The sequence below is a fragment of the Psychrobacter sp. JCM 18903 genome (genome assembly GCF_000586475.1).
GTDB lineage: Bacteria > Pseudomonadota > Gammaproteobacteria > Pseudomonadales > Moraxellaceae > Psychrobacter.
Genome location: NZ_BAWJ01000003.1, coordinates 130,861 through 153,004, shown reverse-complemented (window position 1 = coordinate 153,004; position 22,144 = coordinate 130,861). Strand labels below are relative to the sequence as shown.

Annotated in this window: 13 protein-coding genes and 7 pseudogenes; 5 read left to right on the top strand and 15 right to left on the bottom strand. The window is 43.7% G+C overall.

Translation table 11 applies throughout. The features are described 5' to 3' along the window. Positions 1 to 96: 96 nt before the first annotated feature. The 9 genes and pseudogenes from TT12_RS03395 to TT12_RS03360 form a co-directional block, all read right to left on the bottom strand. Entirely contained in the window at positions 97 to 642 is a 546-nt protein-coding gene (locus TT12_RS03395; protein WP_227678935.1) for a DUF4870 family protein, read from the bottom strand. A 165-nt stretch (positions 643 to 807) separates the two neighbouring features. Then, on the bottom strand, positions 808 to 1,383 hold the full coding sequence (locus TT12_RS03390) for a type II secretion system protein M (protein WP_045452203.1): 576 nt from the start codon (positions 1,381 to 1,383) through the stop codon (positions 808 to 810). 65 nt (positions 1,384 to 1,448) lie between these two features. After that, positions 1,449 to 1,625: a hypothetical protein gene (locus TT12_RS16435; protein WP_243443325.1), complete on the bottom strand. Its 177-nt coding sequence runs from the start codon at positions 1,623 to 1,625 to the stop codon at positions 1,449 to 1,451. Between the two features lie 28 nt (positions 1,626 to 1,653). Beyond that, a complete protein-coding gene (gene gspL / locus TT12_RS03385; protein ID WP_243443324.1) occupies positions 1,654 to 2,703 on the bottom strand; it encodes a type II secretion system protein GspL in 1,050 nt (349 codons plus the stop codon). A 130-nt stretch (positions 2,704 to 2,833) separates the two neighbouring features. Next, positions 2,834 to 3,292: a SixA phosphatase family protein gene (locus tag TT12_RS03380; RefSeq protein ID WP_045452200.1), complete on the bottom strand. Its 459-nt coding sequence runs from the start codon at positions 3,290 to 3,292 to the stop codon at positions 2,834 to 2,836. Between the two features lie 84 nt (positions 3,293 to 3,376). After that, complete coding sequence (locus TT12_RS03375; protein ID WP_243443338.1) at positions 3,377 to 4,588, bottom strand: NAD(P)H-dependent glycerol-3-phosphate dehydrogenase; 1,212 nt, start codon at positions 4,586 to 4,588, stop codon at positions 3,377 to 3,379. A gap of 260 nt (positions 4,589 to 4,848) precedes the next feature. Beyond that, a complete protein-coding gene (locus TT12_RS03370) occupies positions 4,849 to 5,433 on the bottom strand; it encodes a nitroreductase family protein (RefSeq protein WP_413786968.1) in 585 nt (194 codons plus the stop codon). A 202-nt stretch (positions 5,434 to 5,635) separates the two neighbouring features. Beyond that, positions 5,636 to 6,781 (bottom strand): cell division protein ZapE, encoded by a 1,146-nt coding sequence (zapE, locus tag TT12_RS03365; RefSeq protein WP_045452290.1) that lies wholly within the window; start codon positions 6,779 to 6,781, stop codon positions 5,636 to 5,638. Positions 6,782 to 7,081: 300 nt separating this feature from the next. Further along, a pseudogene (locus TT12_RS03360) lies at positions 7,082 to 7,739 on the bottom strand (alpha/beta hydrolase). A 312-nt stretch (positions 7,740 to 8,051) separates the two neighbouring features. On the opposite strand from TT12_RS03360, the gene TT12_RS03355 reads away from it, so the two are divergent. From TT12_RS03355 to xseB, 3 genes and pseudogenes are all read left to right on the top strand, one after another. Continuing rightward, positions 8,052 to 8,420: a hypothetical protein gene (locus TT12_RS03355; protein WP_045446124.1), complete on the top strand. Its 369-nt coding sequence runs from the start codon at positions 8,052 to 8,054 to the stop codon at positions 8,418 to 8,420. Positions 8,421 to 8,653: 233 nt separating this feature from the next. Next, positions 8,654 to 10,167 (top strand): annotated as a pseudogene (gene xseA, locus TT12_RS19265) (exodeoxyribonuclease VII large subunit). Positions 10,168 to 10,229: 62 nt separating this feature from the next. Then, on the top strand, positions 10,230 to 10,475 hold the full coding sequence (gene xseB / locus TT12_RS03345; protein WP_045452190.1) for an exodeoxyribonuclease VII small subunit: 246 nt from the start codon (positions 10,230 to 10,232) through the stop codon (positions 10,473 to 10,475). Between the two features lie 6 nt (positions 10,476 to 10,481). Here xseB and pncB read toward each other — a convergent pair. The 6 genes and pseudogenes from pncB to TT12_RS03315 all read right to left on the bottom strand — a co-directional run bounded on the left by pncB (position 10,482) and on the right by TT12_RS03315 (position 20,098). After that, positions 10,482 to 11,722, bottom strand: a pseudogene (pncB, locus tag TT12_RS03340) (nicotinate phosphoribosyltransferase). Positions 11,723 to 11,809: 87 nt separating this feature from the next. Further along, positions 11,810 to 12,904, bottom strand: a pseudogene (locus TT12_RS03335) (RNA-guided endonuclease InsQ/TnpB family protein). Between the two features lie 327 nt (positions 12,905 to 13,231). After that, positions 13,232 to 14,891: pseudogene (gene msrAB, locus TT12_RS19260) on the bottom strand (bifunctional peptide-methionine (S)-S-oxide reductase MsrA/peptide-methionine (R)-S-oxide reductase MsrB). 442 nt (positions 14,892 to 15,333) lie between these two features. Continuing rightward, positions 15,334 to 16,240: pseudogene (locus TT12_RS03325) on the bottom strand (ATP-binding cassette domain-containing protein). A 75-nt stretch (positions 16,241 to 16,315) separates the two neighbouring features. Further along, complete coding sequence (locus TT12_RS03320; protein WP_201605633.1) at positions 16,316 to 18,247, bottom strand: glycine betaine ABC transporter substrate-binding protein; 1,932 nt, start codon at positions 18,245 to 18,247, stop codon at positions 16,316 to 16,318. A gap of 372 nt (positions 18,248 to 18,619) precedes the next feature. After that, a complete protein-coding gene (locus TT12_RS03315) occupies positions 18,620 to 20,098 on the bottom strand; it encodes a coniferyl aldehyde dehydrogenase (RefSeq protein ID WP_045452186.1) in 1,479 nt (492 codons plus the stop codon). A gap of 429 nt (positions 20,099 to 20,527) precedes the next feature. On the opposite strand from TT12_RS03315, the pseudogene lipB reads away from it, so the two are divergent. After that, a pseudogene (lipB, locus tag TT12_RS03310) lies at positions 20,528 to 21,354 on the top strand (lipoyl(octanoyl) transferase LipB). A 207-nt stretch (positions 21,355 to 21,561) separates the two neighbouring features. Then, a complete protein-coding gene (locus tag TT12_RS03305; RefSeq protein WP_010198287.1) occupies positions 21,562 to 22,092 on the top strand; it encodes an inorganic diphosphatase in 531 nt (176 codons plus the stop codon). Positions 22,093 to 22,144: the final 52 nt, after the last annotated feature.

Genomic DNA, 22,144 nt, shown 5'->3' with positions numbered 1-22,144 from the left:
TAAGAGCAAAGTTTCATGCGCTAAATTTCTGTATTAGAGTGCTAATAGCTATACCTACATATTGGCTAAGGAGCTGACAGATGTATTCTACTACCCCTAAGGTACAGGACGACCATCCGTCAGGGCTATCCAACCACGGACGATACGATAAAGATGCCATATGAAGGTAAAAATCATGATTAGCAAGCCAAATACCGCTAATAATACTGAACCAATGGCAATATTATTGCTATCAGCCAGCATACTGATGCCAAAACCCCCTAATGCAAAGGTAATGATAACAATGCCTAAGAAGAAAAATACGATGCTATACCAAAAGGTCTTAATCTGCCAATCGAAATGCGTGGACAACCACGAACCCTCTGCGTCATGGCGCTTCGCATAGTTCATCACAATTGGTACAACCCACAGTAATCCAGCGGTAAAATAGCTGATTACGTATAAAACATAAGTAATGTGATTATAAGTGATTAAAGAACGGCGCTTACCATTGCTCATATTGTCACTCGCCCCATAGCTCTGCGTTTGCTGAGTCATTTCATGATCAAATGCAGCTTCAACTGACGCATTACTCTGGTGTTCAGCAGTTCTGGTCTGCTGATGGCTACGCGTGTCAGGTTTGCGATCAGAAGATTGATTCATCTTAAATATCCATCTCTGGCTGTGTGATAGTTAATTAATTGTGTCAAACGTGCAATTTTTCAATGACACTAATGACAAATGGCTATTTTAGAAATTGATGATCAGTTAATTTGGGGCAATAGTAGATAAGGAGTAAAATACTTCCAGTTTCCACAGCATATCGATTTATGAGGTGACAGTCGCTTGTACTTGAATGGCTTTGGTAACCAAGTCTTGCTGTATCGATAGCTGACTGAACTGCCAACCTTGTTGTTCGAGTTTGCCAAGTGCGGTGCTGACCACCGCTTGACTGGCATGATTGAAGCTCAGTTGTACAGCATCACCCGTCGCAACGACTTGAGCGTTGGCAATACCTGAATTGTTTAACAATGCACTGATACTATTGGCAGGTGGCATGGCGGCTTCACCATCCGCCGTGTTTGCCGCATTGATCGCATTACTATCGATATTGCCAGCTTGGGCACGCAACCAAAAGTAATCAGCCACTTGCTCTTGATAGTCGCGCTTACTGTCATTTGCCGCTTGATGAATACTATAACCACCATAGCCACCAATGAACAATAATAAGAAAATAGACAGTACGGCCAATGCCAACTGATCACGCGGCGAAAGTGCCTGCCAGCGTAACGATAGCATCTGTTGAAAATTATTTACACGCGTTGACAGCACATTGGTTCCAATACTGTTACTGGTCTCTGACGTGATGTTGTTACGTTTGGTGCGGCGCTGCAATCGTTTCATTTTCCAACCTTTTTAACTTTTATTACCACTGCCTATTTATTACCGTTGCCTAGTTGGCAAATAAATTATGATGCCGCTACATTGGTTTGCGTCGTGTCATTATTTTCTACGACATTCACCGTAACCTGACCACTAAACTGCCCTTGCTCATTACTGTTTACCTGTGCAAGCTTAGCATTTAAACCTTGTGCAATAAGTGTGCTCGTAAATTTATCAAGACTATTACGGTCAGGGGCAATCAAGGTAAAGCTGAGTGCTGATGCTGCATCACTAACGCTTGTGCCGCAGTGAAGACTGTTTGATTAACGGGGATATGCGAGTCAATGCTGCCATATGAGAGGCTGGTGCTTGGCTATCACTGCGCAGCTTTGGTTGTAATTGCACTTGCAGTTTGGTGCGCGAGCTTAATGGCTCATTTGGAAACCAAGCTTGATACTGCGCCGCAATCTCAGCTTTGGTCGCTACCGCCGCCTTATTATACTGATACCACTGCAGGCCATCGGTCGCCATCTGTAATACCAGTGCCGATAACGCGACCATCGCTGCCACACGCAAATACGGTGAGAGCTTTGAGTCCGTTGATTTAATAAAGAAGTTAAGCGCGTGACGCTCAGGGCTGTCAACAGGCTTGGGCGGCGTGGTCAATGTGGTTAATAATAACTGATGATCTGCAACAAGCGCGGCCGTTTGTGCCATAAAGCTTGTGGACATTGACGAATTTGTTGGCTTTGAAAAATCATCTAAAGCCGTTATGGGCGGCAATATATTCACTTCGCTTAAATGCGGGAAACGTTCAAAAATTAAGGGCAAATAACTGACAGCCATACCTTGTCGCAATGACTGACGCAGTAGCATGGTGTGCTCATCTTGATACAGTGTTACTTGCTGGCCTGCCCCTTCATCCGGCGTTGGCAGCAATAAAAAATCAGGCAGTAACGCCGTTATGCTCATGCCAGCGAGCTTAGCACTCTGCTGCCATGACTCGATATCGCTTTGCGCCAGTGCATACAGTTGGTGATTATCGGCTTCACTGATTTGCCGAATCGCCAATTGCTCAACAGGGGTCAAGGATGTCTCTTCAAACAAGTATTGCTTGCCGCTATTGCCCAGCTGTTTAAGCTGAGTCGCATTCAGCTCAGTATCTACCTGCAATATATGGCTTGATGGAAAATATAGACACAAAGTCTTCTGCGCATTGGTTTTATAATTACCATAGATTGTTTGCAGCTGTTGCCAACCATCAACCGTTTGCCATTGCTGAATATCTTCATGCCAGACAGCTAGCGGGCTATGCTGCGCTCGTAACCAAACATGTAACACTAAGCGTGTCCTTAATTATTAAAGCTGTTTTAAAGGTAGGATTCAGACAATTTCATTCTTTAACCAGTTTAACACCACTAAGCGTCAATAGACTAAGCGTCAACAGTATCACTGACGATTCGACCTAATCTCAATACGGCTGCTCAGGCACAAAACGATCAATCTCTCTTGCCATACCTGCCATTACAAAGTCCATCTCAAACACCCTTGCTTCTGCAAGAGAAAATGATTCGGGATAATCGCCGGTTAATAGACCAGCGATATAAGCAACGATAGACATATGACACACCACTACCAGACACTCAGCGTCAATATTCGCAATATCTATTAAAGCTTGACGCGCATCATCAGAAGGCGTGATATTTTCCTGTACGATTACTGGAACCTTGGGCGCTCGCGTTTGAAATGCTGCTAGCGTCTGCTGCGCTCTATCATAGGGACTGACGACAAAATAATCAGGATAATAGTGAGTCATCACATACTCTGCCGTCTGCATTGCTTGCTGTTGACCAAAGTCAGTTAACTGGCGCGCGCTGTCTGGGCGCGACTCATCTTCTGCTTGACCATGACGTACTAGTATAATTTTCATAACCTTCCTTTATGCATTGTCATGATGACGTTGTTTGCAGAATAATCATTCTTAAAACAACGTCATCATTTAACATTGGGGTTTTTACTTACTGTCAGTATCGCCACTTTCATCATCAGTGCTATCGCTTGACGTCTTCATCTGCGCAGTTAGCGCCGCATTACTATGATCATGCGCCATTACAAATTCAACGTCACTACGGAAGCCCGCTTCCATGAGATGTAATGCCACACCTAATGCTGCTTTATCTTCATAAATGACCGCATACAATGCATGGGTAATAGGCATGTAGATGCCTTGCTTGGTGGCTTTCTCATGCACTTGCTGAATGGTATTGACCCCTTCAGCCGTTTGACCGAGTTTTTTCACCGCAGCCTCAATACTCATACCGCGACCGAGCATGTTGCCGATACGATAGTTACGACTGAGCTCTGAGCTACAAGTGGCGTATAAATCACCCACACCAGACAACCCTAAAAACGTCAGTGGGTTAGCGCCCGCCTCAACCCCAAAGCGGCTCATCTCTGCCAAAGCACGAGTCAATATCATTGCCTTGGTATTTTCGCCAACATCATAAGCTGCCGCCATTCCCATGGCAATCGCATAGATATTTTTTAGCGCGCCGCCAAGCTCCACACCTTTGACATCATCACTGGCAAACACTCGAAAAAACGCACTATGTAATGCGGCTTGTACGGCATGGCGCAATGGCTCAGACTCACTGGCGATAACGGTCGCCGATGGCATGTTTTTCATGATCTCTATCGCAAGATTTGGCCCCGACATGACACCAAAATTCACTTCAGGTAGCTCATCTTTAATAATGTCGCTCATCATGGCAAAAGTATCTTTCTCCATACCTTTGGTCAATGACACAATAGACTGACCACTGATAAATGGTGCAATATTCTTTAGGGTCTCACGAAAAGCCAAACCAGGCACCGCAATAAAGATAATGTCTTTATCTTTGACGGCTGCTGCCAAGTCATGGCTATATTTAAGGCTGTCATCAAGCTTATAACCTGGTAAATATTTTTTATTGGTCTGCGTTTTTATCATCGCCTTTACCGTACGCTTGTTACGTACCCACAGCGTGGTATCACAGCCATTGCGTGCAGCCAAGTTTGCCATTGCTGTACCAAAACTACCACCGCCTAAAAACGCCAAACGTAGCTTGGTAGGATTACTGTGAATATCCGCCATGTTTTTTGCCACTGCTGATTCTACCGCGCTAGGATTGAGTTTTTTACGACCAATACCCGATTTGGTAGCACGTTCGATGATACCTGCCAGCAGACTGTTTTGCTTTTCAGGGGCATTCGTATTCACCTCAGCATTATCGCTACTGATGTCTTTATTGCTATCATTAGGCTGGTCATTTGCTGTTATCCGTATTGGCTGATTTATTATTAATAGAATTTATCATGGTTTATTTATCATGACTTATGACGCTTTAGAGTATTGAGGCTATCTATCTTTTTGCTATACGACCGACTGTCTTTTTAGAGAGCGGTATTCGTCAAGAGAAAAGCGCCACTAAACAGCGCTTAGATATATTATGACTCAAATCGCACTAAAGACTCGATATCAATCGGTTTACGGGCGGGTTCATTTTTGGGACTGGTGCCAGTATAAACAAAAGCCGTCACATAATCATCTGGACCAACGTTAAAATATGATTTAACAGCAGGTTCATTACATAGCAGTCCCGTACGCCACACTGTACTAAAACCTTGGGCTTTTAGCGCCAAAATCAGGTTTTGTACAGCTGCACCCGCACTTAGCATTTGTTCAAAAGGGGGAACTTTTTTGTGCGCTTGTATTTTTGTGACAACCGTGATGATGACGGGCGCTCTTAATGGCATGGCCTGAGTTTTTGCGATGTCCTTTTCGGACAGCGTTTCGCCCTCTTGCACTGCTTTGGCTTGAGCCGCTGCGACCAAAGCATTGCCCAATTCATGACGGGCATCCCCCTGTGTCACTATAAAACGCCATGGACGCAGTTTTTTATGATCTGGCGCTGTCGTTGCACACTCAATCGCTATTTCGATTTGGGCATGTGTCGGTGCGGGCAAATCTAAATTGCCCATACTGCGCCTTGAGTTGATCCAACCAATCATTTCTTCACTGCTAATCGGCATACTGTCTGTGGTGATGTCTTTGGTCGACAGTTTTTTATCATTTTCGTCGGATGTAGTCATTACCGCTCCTTATTTATTATTATCTTTTATGCAAAAAACCAATGCTTTGGTTTGCTCTCGATACTGTCAAAAAACATGTTATGTCAAACGAATATATGCCAATATTGAGTATGAGTGACTTGAATGAAAAACCATGAGTGCTTTAATCGACAACTTGTAGATTATCATCGGCTATGAAGAGGCTTTGATTATGCCGCATCATCGACCGATGCTCCATGCGCAGATAATCCTCTGACTGCATCTCAAGCAAGCGCGAGCGTGTCCGTTCAATCTCAAACGCCAACTTCTCTCCTTGATATAGGTCCAAAATCGACTGCTGTGCTCTAACCAGCAACTTAACACGGCGATCATAAAACTCATCAACCAGATAAATAAACCGACGGGTCGGATCACGTAAGTCATCGTCTAAGGCAGGCACGGCATTGACCAATACTGTACTGAACTGCTTGGCAATTTCGATGAAATCAGACGCTGATCGTGGCTCCATACATAAATGACGGAAATCACAGAATAAAATATCCTCAGTGCGAGCGTTAATTCTAATTTCGCGACCATTAATCGTAATCGGCTCATTACTGATTTTTTGGTTATTGGATAAACTGGCAAAACGGTTGGCTAACCAATGATGATTCGCTTTCGTCATAGGCGATTCATATAGCTCTGCCTGCTGCAATACGCGCAAACGATAGTCGATACCAGAATCGATATTCATCACCGTAGTATGACGCTCCACTTCAGCGATAGCGGGCATAAAACGGTCACGATGTAAGCCGTCTTTATACAACCCTGATGGCTCAATATTTGAGGTGGCGACCAATGTAATACCACGATTGAATAGCATGGTAAATAAATCACCCAAAATCATGGCATCAGAAACGTTAGAAACAAAGAACTCATCGAAACAGATAATAACCGCTTCTGCATAAATGATGTCGGCGACTTTTTCTAATGGGTCACTCTCACCTTGCAGCTTATTTAGCTCTTGATGAACACGCTGCATGAAATGATGAAAATGCAGACGCATCTTGCGATCAATGGTCAATGAATCATAAAACATGTCCATCATCCATGTTTTACCACGACCTACCCCGCCCCACATATACAAACCCGTTGGTGCTGTCGGCTTGGACTTTAAAAAGCTAAAAAAGCCTTTCTTCTGTGGCGCACTATTGATGAGCTGATGATGTATCTCATCAAGATAGCTCATGGCCTTAAATTGCTGCTCATCTCGAGTAAACTCATCTGTACTGACGGCTTGCTCGTAACGTTGCAATGGAGATAAACTCATAATACGACTCATCATTAGACAAAATAAATAGTAAGGTAATGGTTGACTCTGCATGAACTCGTCAAAGTAAAGCGATCAGAGCTCATGACTTAATAGCGGTTCTCTATCCTAATATTACTAGGGTGTGTCATCAATTAGATTGTGAGGCTTAAAATGAGAAAAATTGTAGATAAACAAGGAAGCAATTGCCGTTAATATGAACATATTGACAAAATTTCTGACGATGTTTAGCAAAATTTAGCCATTTTAAGACCACTAAATGTATTCATGTGCTAATTGATGACACGCCCTAGGTAACAACTAAGCGTCGCTACCAAAGGTATGCTTTTCTAATAAGCCTTTCAATTCTGACAGACGTCCATGAAAAAAGTGCCCTGCGCCATCTACGATGCTGACAGCAATCCCCAATCGCTCCGCAAATGCTTGCATATTATCAGGTCAATCACTTCATCAGCATTGCCATAAATCTCAAACGTTTTATCGGCTGGCAAGCTATATCACTGCTGTCATTTTTTTCAACGGATGGAGCAATAAGGGCGATTTTAGTAATCTCAAAATCGCCTAGCCCCCAAATATGAGGGGCTTCAAGCACCTGCTCAGCCACCCGTGCTGTCACATAACCGCCAAAAGAGAAACCACCCAACCATAACTTGCGCGCATTGGTTTGCTCTGCAATCCATTGTAGCACGGTCATTGCATCTACGACTTCACCATCCGCATAATCGTGCTCGCCAGTCGACTGCCCGACACCGCGAAAGTTAAAGCGTATCACGTGCATACCATTATCACGAGCAAAGCGATACATCGTCGTTACCACTTTATTATTCATCGTGCCGTCAAATAACGGATTGGGATGACACAGTAACGCCACTGTATCGGTATTTGGATTGTTAGGATTGTCTTGTTGCCAAAGCGCGTCGACTTCGAGCACGCCAGCAGGAGCAGGAATTAATGGCATAAAATTACTTATTGATTAAAAATGAATAGGTCAATTATCCTAGATATGGTTTATATTTCAAGTGATTTGCTGTGTCATAGTACCGCTTATTTTCATTTTCGCTCATCATAAGTAAACGTCGCCTATGAATATATGATGAATATGTGCGGTCTCTGCAATACCGCACACAATAACCGACTAGACACCCCAGAGCCGAATAGTAGATTCATCATAGTTGTTGAGCCACCTATGGACTGATACGTGCATGGCGTATCCTCAACTTTGCTGTGATATTCAACTTTATGTATGACTGACAGACATTAGGAATCGTTTATGAATACTATTAATAAAACCGCTGCACTGACTGCTACTTTGGCGGCAGCACTCGCCCTAAGTGCTTGCCAAACTACGCCTTCATCACCAGTTATCCAGCGTGCCAACTCTATTTATGAGACGACTGGCATCGCCGATAGCAAAGTAAAAGCACAGCAAAATGCGATAGACAGCGCACAAAAGACTTGCAGAGGTAAGCAAGTTATTATCGTCGATGACAAAGTCACTTATAACGGTATTTTAGATGAAAATACAGGTCGGATGATTGGGCAAGCCAGTGCCGTCCTCGGTACGATCCTTGGTACGGGCTCGCCGAACTTATCACGTGATGACGATTACGAGTATAAAATCAACTTTCGTTGCCAATAAAACAATTATTATTTCATAAAGCACTTATTTGGCGGCTCGTTATTTAATAAAGCATCTTGTTATTTAATAAAGTATGTAGCCAACCAATCAGCGATAGGAATATATTAGTCGCTGACGGGTTGGCTTCTCTTTTTGTGTGCTCGCTTTTGGGGTAAACTACCCTTTCTGATTTTTTATGACTCTTACTCTATAAACAGCCCGTTTTTAAGCTCCCTCACTTTTGGTCTATTATTATGCGCAAACCCAACCTGTCAAATATGAAACCAGCTAAGGTATTAGCGCCTGCTAAAGATTTAGCGACCTTGGAAGCCGAGTTAGCTGAGCAAGAAAATAATATTGAAGTCAATTTAGAAGATACCGTTCTGCGGTTGAGTGACTATTTATCAGCCGTTGATATGGTTATCAAACAGACCTTTAACCACCGTGTATGGGTAAAAGCAGAGATTCGCAATCTATCTAGCAAAGGCGGGCATTATTACTTTGAATTGGCAGAAAAAGATGAGGACGGTAAGGTCATTGCTAGCTGCCGCGGCAATCTTTGGCGCTTTAAAGCAGCACGCGTCTTAGCAAAATTTGAGCGCGCAACAGGTATGCCGCTTGATCGTGATTTGACGGTATTGCTCAAAGTATCCGCAGGCTTCCATGCGCAATATGGCTTCTCTCTCACTATTGAAGATATTGACCCTAGCTACACGTTAGGCGACTTGGCGCGGCAATATGCAGAGATGGTCGATCGCTTGACAGGAGAAGGTTTATTAAACCTGAATCAACAGCTGCCTGTTCCGTTTGATATTGAGCATGTGCTGGTCATTGCCCCTGAAAAAGCCGCCGGATTAGGTGATTTTCAAGCCGACGCTGATCGCTTAGCGCGCACAGGTGCCTGTCATTTCCATTATCATAACGCGACCTTTCAGGGTAATCATGCGCCAAGCGAAATCCGCCAAGCAATCGTTAACGCCCAACAGCAGTTTACGGCACTTATGAGCACCTGCCAGACTTATTAGTCATTATTCGTGGCGGCGGTGCGGTCGGTGATTTAGCCTATCTAAATGATTATGAATTGGCAGCATTGGTTGCCGAGCAGCCCATCCCTGTCTGGGTTGGCATTGGTCACGAGCGTGATAAAGTTATCTTAGATGAAGTCGCGCATACTAGCTTTGATACCCCATCAAAGGTGATTGCCGCTATCATGACGCATTTAGCCCAGCTCGTCACTCAAACGCTGCAATACCAAGCGCAAATCAAACAAGCTGCTCAGCGTCAATTAAACACCGCTGAACAACAAACGACACGCCAGTTGAGCCAAATACAATCACAAACGATTGGTCAATTAACCGCTCTGCAAAAAGACAGTGATTATGCGTGGCGTAGTATTCAGCAAAGCGCCCAGCGACAGGTCAAGCAAGCCGCCAGACTCACCAGTGAGCTACGCACACAGATTCAAGCGGCGGCCTATCAGCAGTTAACAGTGGCTACTAGCGCCAGTCAAAATAACCAAAAAACGATTATGCATTCGGCACAGCAGCAGTTAATACAAGCACAGCGTGATAGCGAGCATCTGCGTGATATTGTGCTCCTGCACCGTCCTTCTCGGGTGCTCAAGCAAGGCTATACCATGCTTACTGATGCAAAAGACAAGCAAATACTGACCAGCGGTACGCAGCTCCATCCAGAACAAACGGTGCACATCCTCTTAAAGGACGGTAAAGCAAAAGCACAGATTATTGACGTAAATATTAATAAATAAGAAGTACAACCTACCGTCGATTCAACTTAATCAAAGACTTTATTTTAAAATTAGGAAACCTTATGACAACCCCTACTCGCAAACGCAAAAAGGCCGCCCCAAAAACCTTTAAGGCGGCTTATGATATTCTAAAAACCAATGCCGCTGAATTACAGCAACAAGATGAGCCAGATATTGATAATCTGATGACCACAGTGGAAGAGTCAATTGCTGCTTATCGCGTTTGCGAAACCCGTATCAATGCCGTACAGCAAGCACTAGATGCCGCCTTCGCTGAAGAAGATAACACTGAAAAGAGCGATATTTAAAAAATATTACTCTGGCTCATCGACTTCAAATACTTGGCGCAAATAGGCAAGATACGTGTCGTTATTAATCATGGTCTTGCCTGGACTGTCTGACAGTTTAGCGACCGGCTGCCCATTGCATTCAACCAATTTTAAGACAATATTTATCGGAGTAATACCCATATCATTGGTGAGGTTGGTACCAATACCAAAGCTGGTCTTTATTTGACCTTTAAAATACTGATGTAAATCCCAAGCTTTATTTAAATCTAAGCCATCACTAAAGGTTAAAATCTTCGTTCTTGGGTCTATTTTAAGATTTTTATAATGAGCAATCGCCTTATCACCCCAGATATACGGGTCGCCGCTATCATGACGCAGACCATCAAATAGCTTGGCAAAGTACAAGTCAAAATCACGTAAAAACGCATCCATGCCAACGACATCGGTCAGCGCAATACCCAAATCGCCGCGATACTCATGTACCCATGCTTCAAGCGCCGCTTTTTGTGAATCACGTAAACGCACATCCAAAGCCTGAAATGCCTGCATAAACTCATGTGCCATCGTACCGATTGGTGTCATTCCCAGCTTTTTCGCTAAATACACGTTAGAAGTACCGCTCACTATTTTTGGTTCCGCTTTATGCAAAGTCTCAACACATGGGCTTGCCAAGCTTTGCTAAAACGTCTACGAGTACCAAAATCAGCGATGATTAATGGCGGCGTATTAGCATCACACTTTTCCTGCTCTATCGCATATTGATGCAACAATGTGACTTTTTCATCCAATCTGCGCTGCCCTTCTTCAATCACACTGGCATTCGATAGCGCATCAAAATACAGCTCATTAACGATGGCGAGTACAAATACTTCAAAGAACATCGCTTGAATCATCGGCCCTTCGATATCGATAAATAAGCGACCTTTATCATCCGTACTGACGGTAATAAAACGACGTTTCAACTTAAACAATTCTAGATAGTCAACGAAGTCTGAGCGCATAAAGCGCAAACCACGTAAGTACTCTAGTTCATCCTCTAAAAATCGTAATTCACATAAATTGTCTAACTGCTGCTCTAGCGCCTCTTTAATATCAGCCAATGGATACAGCGTGTCTTTGTTATTACGGCAGCGAAAGCGATAAACACCATGTGTCTGTGGAAACTGATGCAACATGGCTTGCAGCATCGTAAATTTATATAAATCATTATCGAGTAAAGAAGTAATAATAGGTTCAAAAGGTTTAGAGGTATGAGTAACGGTCATGTTACAGCCTTAAATACAAAAATGAAAAGCCGCCAAATAAATCCAGCGACGAAATAGGTATACATAACTTTGACTTCCTCCCCGCCCTCAAAGGAAGGGGATTCCTACTAAAGACGGCCAAGCCCGACCGCAAGAATGTTTTTTGCTCCATTAACGTCTCTGTTATGGGTCGTTTTACAAGAACGACAAAACCATACTCTTATACCAAGCGCTGATCTACCTTTCGGACTGTCTTGACGAGAGCCGCAACACGAGCAGGTTTGGGTGGTGTACGCTTCATTCACTTCGATATAGTGGCAACCTGCGTTCGCGCATTTATAATCCAGTTGCCGCTTAATTTCAAACCAACCTGCGTCATAGACGGATTTGGCAAGTTTGCCTTAGTGAATGATGTTGATTTTATTTTACCAACAACAATTAGGCTGTTGGCTTTGACAAGCTTTGATGTGAATTTATGAATGAGGTCTTGACGAGTATTTTTAATCTTGGCATGAATGGCCTTGACCCGCTTTTTATTCTTAGCTCTTTGAGCAATGGCCAGTTTTTCAGCGTATTGATGAGTGATTTTGGTTTGTAGTTTGTCGCCATCACTATTGACTGCTGAATCTTTGCAGCCTAAATCAATACCGACCTGACCAGTGCCACACGCTGTTTTTGGAAATTCTTTAACCGTCACACAGACGTACCAGTTACCGCGATTGTCCTGTACCAATTCGCAAGTATTGATGGTGTAGAGCGCTAAGTTATAGCTGTCCCATAGGTCAATAGTGAGTTTTTTACCTTTAGCTAAGCTGAATTGCAGGGTGCTTTTTAGACACTTTTTACCACTTTGGCGGGTGCTGATATGCTTAATAGCGGTCTTTTTAAACGGAATCCAACCAAGAGAACTACGTTTGGCTTTAGTATTATTGGTGCGCCAGTTGAGTTTGGCTTTTTTAAACTGTTTACGAGCTTGGCATGGGTTTCGGTCACTGCTTGTAAGGTTTGGCTGTGTAGGTTTAGATATTCACCCGCACCTTTGGTGTAAGTAGCCAAATCATAAGCCGAAAAGAATTGACCAGTACGCTTGAGGTGTTTAAAACTTAGCTCATTGACGTAATTCCAGACAAAGTTAACCGACCCCGCTAAGATATTTAGCTGAGTGGCATGTTTGTCTTTGATGCGTAGTTTGAGCGTTTTCATGGGGTAATTATGATCTCAATGTATTTGGTTATCAAGGTATGTTCAATCTTAGGTGACAACGGTTGACGCCTGATATCCACGCCCTAGAAGGACGTGGTCTTACGGCGCTAGATGATAAAAGTAGTAATAATAGAAAACGCTCAGCTTTTGAGTATAACGAAGTTTGGTTGGTTTTTCATAATTCAACGGCTATAACAGCAAAAATACAACGATAATAAAACGAACCATCATGCTGTGATAGTAATTATGCTCAAGGCATCAATCATAAAAAAGACGCTAAGAATTACCTTAACGTCTTTTTATAAAGTCGATTATCAGTATTAATAGTTAAGGTTTTGCAGGCTTAACCAACTTCACTAATGGCGCATAGCCTGACTGCGGCATCACATCGACTGGAATAAACTGTAGCGCCCCGCCATTGATACAATAGCGCAGCCCGCCACGATCTTTTGGCCCATCAGGGAATACATGACCCAGATGTGAGTCTGCTACTCGCGAGCGAACTTCAGTGCGTACCATATTAAAAGCGGTGTCTTCATGCTGAGTAATGACTTGCATATCAATCGGCTTGGTAAAGCTTGGCCAACCGCAGCCAGATTGATATTTGTCAGTGGATAAAAATAGCGGCTCACCGCTTACGACATCGACATAGATACCCGGCGCAAATAAATTATCGTATTCATGACTAAAGGCGCGCTCAGTACCGGCATCTTGCGTGATATTGTATTGTGCTTTGGTCAACGTATTTTTCAATGCGCCTTTATCAAATCCTGCGTAACGCTTAGGATCTAAGGTCTCAGCAACGGTACTTACAGGTGCAAGCTTGGTACGCGCAGTACCTTCTGGTTTATCATCGGCAAGGCTTAAATCAACATGACAATAACCGTTTGGATTTTTTGCCAGATAATCCTGATGGTACATTTCAGCTAAGTAGAAATTGTCTAGCGGCTCATTTTCTACCACAATTTTTTGTTTATACTGGCTTTGCACACGTTTGAGGGCAGCATCAATCACTGCTTTATCTTCTTTATCGGTGTAATAAACGCCTGAGCGGTACTGCACACCACGATCATTGCCTTGCTTGTTGAGGCTGGTTGGATCAATCACGCGGAAGTAGTATTTTAAGATAGTATCAAGGTCTGTTTTGTCCGCATCATAAGTGACTTTGACAGCTTCGGCATGACCTGAGCCACGAATCACTTGCTCGTAGCTTGGATTGGCCGTCTCGCCATTGGCATAGCCTGATACAGCGTCGACCACACCCTCGACGCGCTCCATATAGCTTCTACGCCCCAAAAGCAGCCGCCTGCCAAATAGATTGAGCGCGTATTAATCGCTTTGCCTTTATCGTTATAATAAACGCCATCTTTTTGTTTGATGGTTTCAATCTTGCTGTTGTTGTCTAAGGTTTGCGCATTTGCTGGTTTAGCGCTCCCTGCTTTAAGCTCAGCAAAATCATTATTGGCATTTTCAGCGAGAGCATAGGCTTGCTCTGCCGATATATTACCTTTCACCAAATGTACCAAGTTGCCGCTTTTATCGAGTATCGCCCAGCTTGGATAAACTTGTACACCAAGCTTATTAATCAGCTCGCCTGAAGCGTCAGACAATACTGGTAGCTTTGGATAGTCAGCTTGGACGCCTGCATACCAAGTGCTAAAGTCGCCATCGGCTTTTTCGTTTAGATGACCGGGACTGACAACAGTCACGACATTTAAATCAGCGAACGTGGGATCGGTACGCCATTCTTCGGTTTCTGCCAACGTGCCCAAGCATAATGGGCACCAGCTTGCCCAAAATTTAATCAAGGTTGGTTTATTAGGATCAATGACTGCTGTCCCCGTGTCACCTAAGCCTTTTGTCAATTGCGGCAGCGCTCGCATTTGCCCAAGCATATCGGAGGGCAACATATCACGTGAGCTAGTTACTCCACTGTTTTGCTTGCTGATTTAGTCGTGCTACTTGCATTGCTCTCCGCACTACTCATTTGTCCACAAGCGACCAATATGCCAGCACTCAGTACTGTCGTGACACTAACAGCACTGACATTCTTTAGCCAACGTGATGAATCACGTGGTGAGTCTGTCGCTAATTTATCAGTATGACTACGATCATTATGGCAAATTTTCTTATGCGGCATGCGAGGTCCTTTTTACGAAGTCTTACGATTATAAACTGAGTTTTTATGATCGCTCATGGTCTTCTTACGTGGTCAATGAGAGTGGATAAATCGAAATTTTAGCAAAGCTAATACACTATTAGAGTATCTTAATAGTATACATCGATGATGGAGTTTACTTTAATAGTAACTAATGGGTTGCTACACTTTTTTAACAACAGTGTAAGAATCATGATATAGACAGAAATCTATCATTTTGCAGGTGTAATTTATAAAACAGCATTTTATAAAACGTCGTGTTATTTTTAAATTAAATTTTAGCACCCATAAATTGAGCCACATACTCATCAGCTGGGTTGTGGCGTAATTCACTGGGTGTATCCGTTTGTACCAAACGCCCGCCATTTAAAATACTAATCCGCTGACCGACCTTAATCGCTTCATCGATATCATGAGTGATAAAGACGATGGTTTTGTTTAACCGTGCTTGTAGCTCAAGTAGTTGGTCTTGTAATTGGGCACGAATGAGCGGATCAAGGGCAGAGAAAGCCTCGTCCATCAGCAATATCGGATTATCGGTTGCCAAGCACGCGCCAGCCGACACGCTGCTGCATCCCTCCTGACAGCTCATCAGGGTAACTTTTCTCCAAATTTGCTAACCCAACTTCATTGAGCCAATGCCGAGCAACCTCGTGGCGTTCTTTGATACTCATTTTTCGCACTCGCAAGCCGTAAGCGACGTTTTGCAGCACCGTCATATGTGGCACCAAACCAAAATGCTGAAAAACCATACTGATTGTCTGCTGGCGATAATGCTGTAGCGCTTTATCATTTAGCTCTAAAATATTAATAGCAGACGATGATCTTCCATTTTCTAATAAATCAGCAGAGGGTTTGGCATTAGTGGAGGGCTTAGTACTAATAGACGGCTTAGCATTAATAGAAGTATCAACCCATATTTTACCGCTGGTTGGGTCAATCAAACGATTGATATGGCGTATCAAGGTTGATTTTCCTGAACCTGACAAGCCCATAATACAATGCAGCTCACCTGCTTTAACGCTTAAATTGATGTCATAAAGCCCGACCGAATAGCCTGTTTGTTCCTTTACCTGAATGCTATCCATACCTTCTGCTAGTAATGCCAATGCAGACTTTGCTTGCGAGCTATTGGCATTATAAATCTTGCTGATATTTTCCAATTGAATATGATTCATGATGGCTCTCATTTTTATTTTTCTAGTTATCATTATGATTAGGGCGTGTTGAACATTCGACCATGGCACTGATAATTAACCAATGGGATGCCTGCCAGCATCGATGGTTTTTTGCCGAGCACGCTTGCCTTGACCAAATGCTTGGGTGATACGGTCAATGATAATGGCAACGATGACAATCGCCGTGCCTGCTTGTAAGCCTTGACCGATATTAAGCGTTTGAATCGATTGCAACACATCTTCGCCAAGCCCCGGTGCGCCAATCATAGAAGCGAGCACCACCATAGAGAGCGACATCATCACCGCTTGATTCACGCCCGCCATAATACTAGGTAATGCTTGCGGCAATTTAATCCAAATGAGCAGCTGCAAGTGTGTGCTACCGAACGAGCGCCCTGCTTCGACCATCTCGTGATTGACTTGGGTAATCCCCAATGTCGTCAGCCGAATCAGTGGCGGCAAGGCATAAATAATAGTGGCGAATAGCGCAGGCACTTTGCCAATCCCAAATAACATCAATACGGGTATCAAATAGACAAAACTTGGCATGGTCTGCATCACATCCAGTATCGGCGTCACAACCTTGCGAAGAATTTTACTGCCCGACATAGCAATGCCAATAGGAATACCAATCACGACGGTCACCAACACTGATACGATGAGCAGTGCCAAGGTATCAATCAATGCGCCCCATAGTCCAAATGCACCAATGAGAAACAGTCCTGCGCCGCATGCCAGTGCAAACCAGATTTTACGGACGCCAAACCATGCCAATACGGTCACAAGCGCAATGATAAGCCAAGGCGGCATAGTGGTTAATAGACGCTCAATCGGTAGCAATAGATAGGTTAACGCCATGGTACTGACGGCACGAAACACATCGCCATAATTTTGGACAACGCTTGCCAATGTGTTATTAAGCGGGGTTTCAAGCGACCATGAAGGAAAGCTCGATAATGAGGTCGATCGATTAGTGCTAGAGGCGGTTGCATCTGCAATGATAGCCTCGCCCGTTAAGCTGATGCCTAGCTTAGCCGCAAGGTTACTGGCTGCTTCATCAGACAACCATGCTTGCCAAACGCTCGGATATTTACGCAAAAATGCTAGTGCTTGCTCATCGCCACTGCGTTTATTTTCACTCATCTCCAAGATAGCGCCATTGAGCTCATCGGAGCTAAACTGAACTTTTTTAAAAACATCAGCAAGCTCTGGATTGGATTCAATAAAGGGGGTAGATACTGCGATACCTAAAGGTGATACAGGGAAACCAGACACACAATCGGCGGTGCCATCCGCTCGTAACAAATCTTGCCAACAAGCGTCATCATGGGCAGGGAACTCTAATGGCGCAAAGTCATATTTTGCCATCAAGCCCGTAGGCTGCCAGTAATAAAATAGTAGTGGCTTATGTTGCTCAAAAGCAGAGGCAATCTCAGCGTCGAGCGCCGCCCCAGTGCCGGGATGGGCATTATTAAAGATACTGTCCAAACCTGTATTCTTCAGCAAGCGAGTATTGAAAATCTCACACGTCCAACCAGACGGACAATTCATAAAGCGTGATTTGCTAGGGTCTTCGGGATCTTTAAACAGCTCAGCATATTTAGGCAAATCTTGATAGCGGCGTAGACCTGGGTTTTCTTCTAATACATATTTGGGTACGTACCAGCCTTGAGTTGCACCGCCTTTGAGCGTATCACCGATGACTGCCACTTTATTCTGCTCGATGGCTTGTTCCATAATTGGCGAGCGTCCAACCCACTGCTCCCCAATCACTTGAATGTCGTTTTGTGACAATGCCGTTTCGAGTGCAGGACCAGCACCCGGTACCTCTTCAATTGTACAATCATAGCCATCTTCAGCAATGTACTTGAGCACCCCAGAGATAAACTGACCGCTCTCCCATGTCAGAGCGCCAAATTTGATTGGTGATTCGCAGGCTGCTGATGCCGATACTGGCAGTAACAACGCACTCATGCATAGTAAACTTAACGCAATCCATTGGCGCATAAGATGTCCTATTTATAATTTTTATTATGGAAATAAACGCCCAAGTCAATAACATTATTGCTTTACGCCAAGCGTGTACTACTTATGACTCATTCAGTCATTGATAGCTCATTCAGTCGTTGAAGACTAGGCAACGTCTTCATCTAAAACTAATACTACTCTCGTTTAGGCTTACTACAAAGTGTAGCGATTTATAGACAAGATGACAAATGCTCATTAATTTTTTATCGCTTACTTTTATACAAAAAAATAGCACCTATTGAGATAGATGCTGTTTTTTAATGTTGCTTGTATGATTGCTCACAATGATTAAGTGTTTTTTTCGCTCGAAAGAAAGCTATGTCAACTTTGCTCGCTTTAGCATTTGTTATTTTAAAAACATTGCCATGCTTTTTTAAACAACCCGCCATAAGGTGGCAACAACAAATTCAACCCATTCAACTTGGATTGTACAAATACTGGTTTCATATGACTAAGACGCTCGAATCCCGCTTTACCATGGTAAGCACCGGTTCCTGAGTCGCCAACCCCGCCAAACGGTAAGTCATGCTGGGCAACATGTATCAGCACTTCATTAATACATAGGCCACCAGAGACCGTATTGTTACGTACTTTCTCTAGGGCGTTATAGTTATCACCAAAAACGTATAACGCCAGTGGGCGTGGTCGCTCGTTGACAAAATGAATGGCATCATCAAGCGTATCGTAATGCATCAATGGCAAAATCGGCGCAAAAATCTCGTCCTGCATCACATCACTATCAGGGGCAGGCTCACTCACGATGACAGGCGGCATTAGACGCGTTTCGATATTAGACTCAGCATCAGTGAGCTTATGGATCCCATCGCTCGATAATGCATCTAGATAGCCTTTGACACGCTTAAATTGCTCGCCATTGATAATACGTGAGTAATCTGGATTGCTCTCAATATTTGGATAGTGCTTTTCCATCCACTCTTTTGCTAAACGGATAAACTCTTCATGATATTGGCGCTGAATCAGTACATAATCAGGGGCAATACAGGTCTGACCCGCATTTAGGGTTTTGCCCATCATCACACGATTGACGGCGTTTTCTAAGTTTGCGCCCTCTAACACGACAACCGGTGATTTACCGCCCAGCTCGAGCGTGACGGGTGTTAAGTTAGGAGCTGCCGCCGCCATGACTTTTTTGCCCACAGCCGTAGAGCCCGTATAAAGCAGATGATCAAAAGGCAGCTCACTAAAAGCAACCGCAATGTCTACCTCACCCAGTACGACACAAATCATGTCTGGTGAAAAATAACGAGCAATCGCACTGGCAAATGCTTGGGCGAACTGCGGTGCCGCTTCACTCATCTTGATCATAACTCTGTTGCCAGCAGTGAGCGCATCAATCATCGGTCCTACTGCTAAAAATAACGGATAGTTCCAAGGCACCATGATACCAACCACACCCAATGGCTGAGGCTGAATTTCATTATGAGCTGGCATATACAGCGCTGAAATAGAAGCCCGCTGAACTTTCATCCATTTTTTACCGTGCTTTTTGGCATGACTGATACCAGTAAAGCTAGGAAACAACTCGGCAAACTGGGTCTCTGATTCGCTACGATAACCAAAGTCGGCACTGATCGCTTTGGCGAAACTGGCTTGGTTATCGCTAAGCATAACCTCTAGACTGTCTAGTTGGGTTTCACGGGTGGCCCAGTCATTGATTGGCTGCGTGCGACTGAGTGTTTGTAAGCGTGAAAATTGCGCTCGCATCTCATCAACCGTATTAGCAATACTAGGCGTTTTTGGTACTGGTTGCTGCAACATATCCGTGTCGATTGAGGTCTGCTCATTCATGTTTTGATTATTATCTGTCATTTATCTTCCTTGTCATCTGCGTTGGAGTCAATATACTATATTGGGTTAGAGACTCTGTATTTCTAGTCAGGGGTTACATTGATGGCAACCCCTGAACATAAGTAATGCGATTCCATTCATTGCACTTTAATGTAGCGCATCAACGAATCAATGAACAGCACATTAAGTTGACTCCTGCGTCTGTATGAAATAAGTGTCTAGAAACACGCATCACAATGCTAGAAATTTCATATTAAGCACTGAGAACTTTTGCTTATTATGGCTACTCCGTTAGGGCATTTATCAGTGTTTTGATTGTTGAGTTTTACAGCGTGACCAGAGATAATCTTGGGTACCAATCGCAAAAACTGCTACACTCACTATCGATATCACGACTGAATATCAGTGATACACCTCTTCGAACCAGACCACAATAAGACTGCGACTCTCATGCAAAACACCACGCAACAGCTTAATGACACACTGATCAGCAAATATCTAACAACAGCCGATTACGTTCCCACTCTCGATGCGATGCTAGCACGTACACTTGCGCGTATTGACTTAAAAAAACAGCAAGGACTGCGCACACCTGACGAATTATGGATTGTCGATCACAATGATGTCTATACTTTAGGGCAAGCAGGTAAAGAAGAGCACATCTTGCAACGTACCAATACGCCTATTATAAAAACGGATCGCGGCGGTCAAGTGACATGGCATGGTCACGGACAGCTGGTTATTTATTGGTTGTTCGATTTGAATAGCTTGGGCTGGAGTGTGCGCAACTTGGTCTCGCATGCCGAGCAAGCAATCGAAGATGTCATTAATGACTGTTTGCAAAATCCTTTTTCATCAGACCCTACAACCATTAGCGCCCATGCGCGCCGTGACGCACCCGGCGTTTATCTATATGCTGATACTTCTGTAGCAGATGACAGTGATGATGCCAATGCACCAGCCAACAGCACCTTCCTCGATGATAAAATCATGCTGGGGAAATGGCGTCACTAGGCTTCAAAATTAAACATGGATTTAGCTATCACGGTATTGCGCTTAATTTAAATTGTGACTTGTCCGCATTTAATGCGATTAATCCGTGCGGCTATGCGGGGATGCAAATGTTACGGCTATCCGACTTTGTGGCTATGCAAAAAGAGTCAGATGAACAAACTGGTGAAGCCTTAAGCTATGAACAAGTGACCCAAAAACTTATTGATAACATTGCTAAGCGTCATGCCGGACTCATTGAGCTACGCGCACTCGCACCCAAATGAGTTCTTTGAGTCCGTTTCTGCATAATCTTTTTTTGCATAATATCGTGCACGCTTAGACTTAAGCATTGTGAGAAAATTTGAGTCAAACTTGTTATAATCGCAGGCGGCACATATTGGCACAGTGATAATATCGCAGTGCCGCAACGTTATTCTTTTATCATCACTTATTATTCAAGCACTTAAAACAAAAGCAAATTGGAGTACTTTATGGCAGATTTTAACAAAATTTTGGACGCAGGCGATGTAGACGGCGGCATTATCAACGTAGTAGTAGAAATCCCAGCTGGTAGCAGCCATAAAATTGAGTGGAATCGTGAACTGGCGGTATTTGAGCTTGATCGTATTGATCCACAGATTTTTGCCAAGCCTTGTAACTATGGTTTTATACCGCAAACGCTTGACGAAGATGGTGATGAGCTTGACGTGTTATTGCTGACTGAGCAGCCGCTACCAACTGGTATTTTCTTAAAAGCCAAAGTCATTGGTGTGATGAAGTTCGTTGATGATGGCGAAGTCGATGACAAGATCGTCGTCGTACCTGCTGACGACCGTGATACAGGCAACGCTTATAACAGCCTAGCGGATCTACCAAAGCAGCTAATCAACCAGTTAGAGTTCCATTTCAGCCACTATAAAGATCTGAAAAAACCAGGCACTACGGTCGTTGAATCTTGGGGCGATGTTGCAGAAGCAAAAGAAGTCATCAAAGAGTCTATCCAACGCTGGAAAGACCTATAGGCTATCAAAAATTGGCAGAAATGCTAATAAAGGATAACTATTAAAATGCCGC

Coding starts and splice junctions, on each gene's coding strand:
- TT12_RS03320 (WP_201605633.1), bottom strand. CDS start 18,247: ATGCGCCAATGGATTGCGTTAAGTTTACTATGCATGAGTGCGTTGTTA.
- TT12_RS03355 (WP_045446124.1), top strand. CDS start 8,052: ATGAATACTATTAATAAAACCGCTGCACTGACTGCTACTTTGGCGGCA.
- TT12_RS03315 (WP_045452186.1), bottom strand. CDS start 20,098: ATGACAGATAATAATCAAAACATGAATGAGCAGACCTCAATCGACACG.
- TT12_RS03395 (WP_227678935.1), bottom strand. CDS start 642: ATGAATCAATCTTCTGATCGCAAACCTGACACGCGTAGCCATCAGCAG.
- TT12_RS03390 (WP_045452203.1), bottom strand. CDS start 1,383: ATGAAACGATTGCAGCGCCGCACCAAACGTAACAACATCACGTCAGAG.
- TT12_RS03305 (WP_010198287.1), top strand. CDS start 21,562: ATGGCAGATTTTAACAAAATTTTGGACGCAGGCGATGTAGACGGCGGC.
- xseB (WP_045452190.1), top strand. CDS start 10,230: ATGACAACCCCTACTCGCAAACGCAAAAAGGCCGCCCCAAAAACCTTT.
- zapE (WP_045452290.1), bottom strand. CDS start 6,781: ATGAGTTTATCTCCATTGCAACGTTACGAGCAAGCCGTCAGTACAGAT.
- TT12_RS03370 (WP_413786968.1), bottom strand. CDS start 5,433: ATGCCGATTAGCAGTGAAGAAATGATTGGTTGGATCAACTCAAGGCGC.
- TT12_RS03380 (WP_045452200.1), bottom strand. CDS start 3,292: ATGAAAATTATACTAGTACGTCATGGTCAAGCAGAAGATGAGTCGCGC.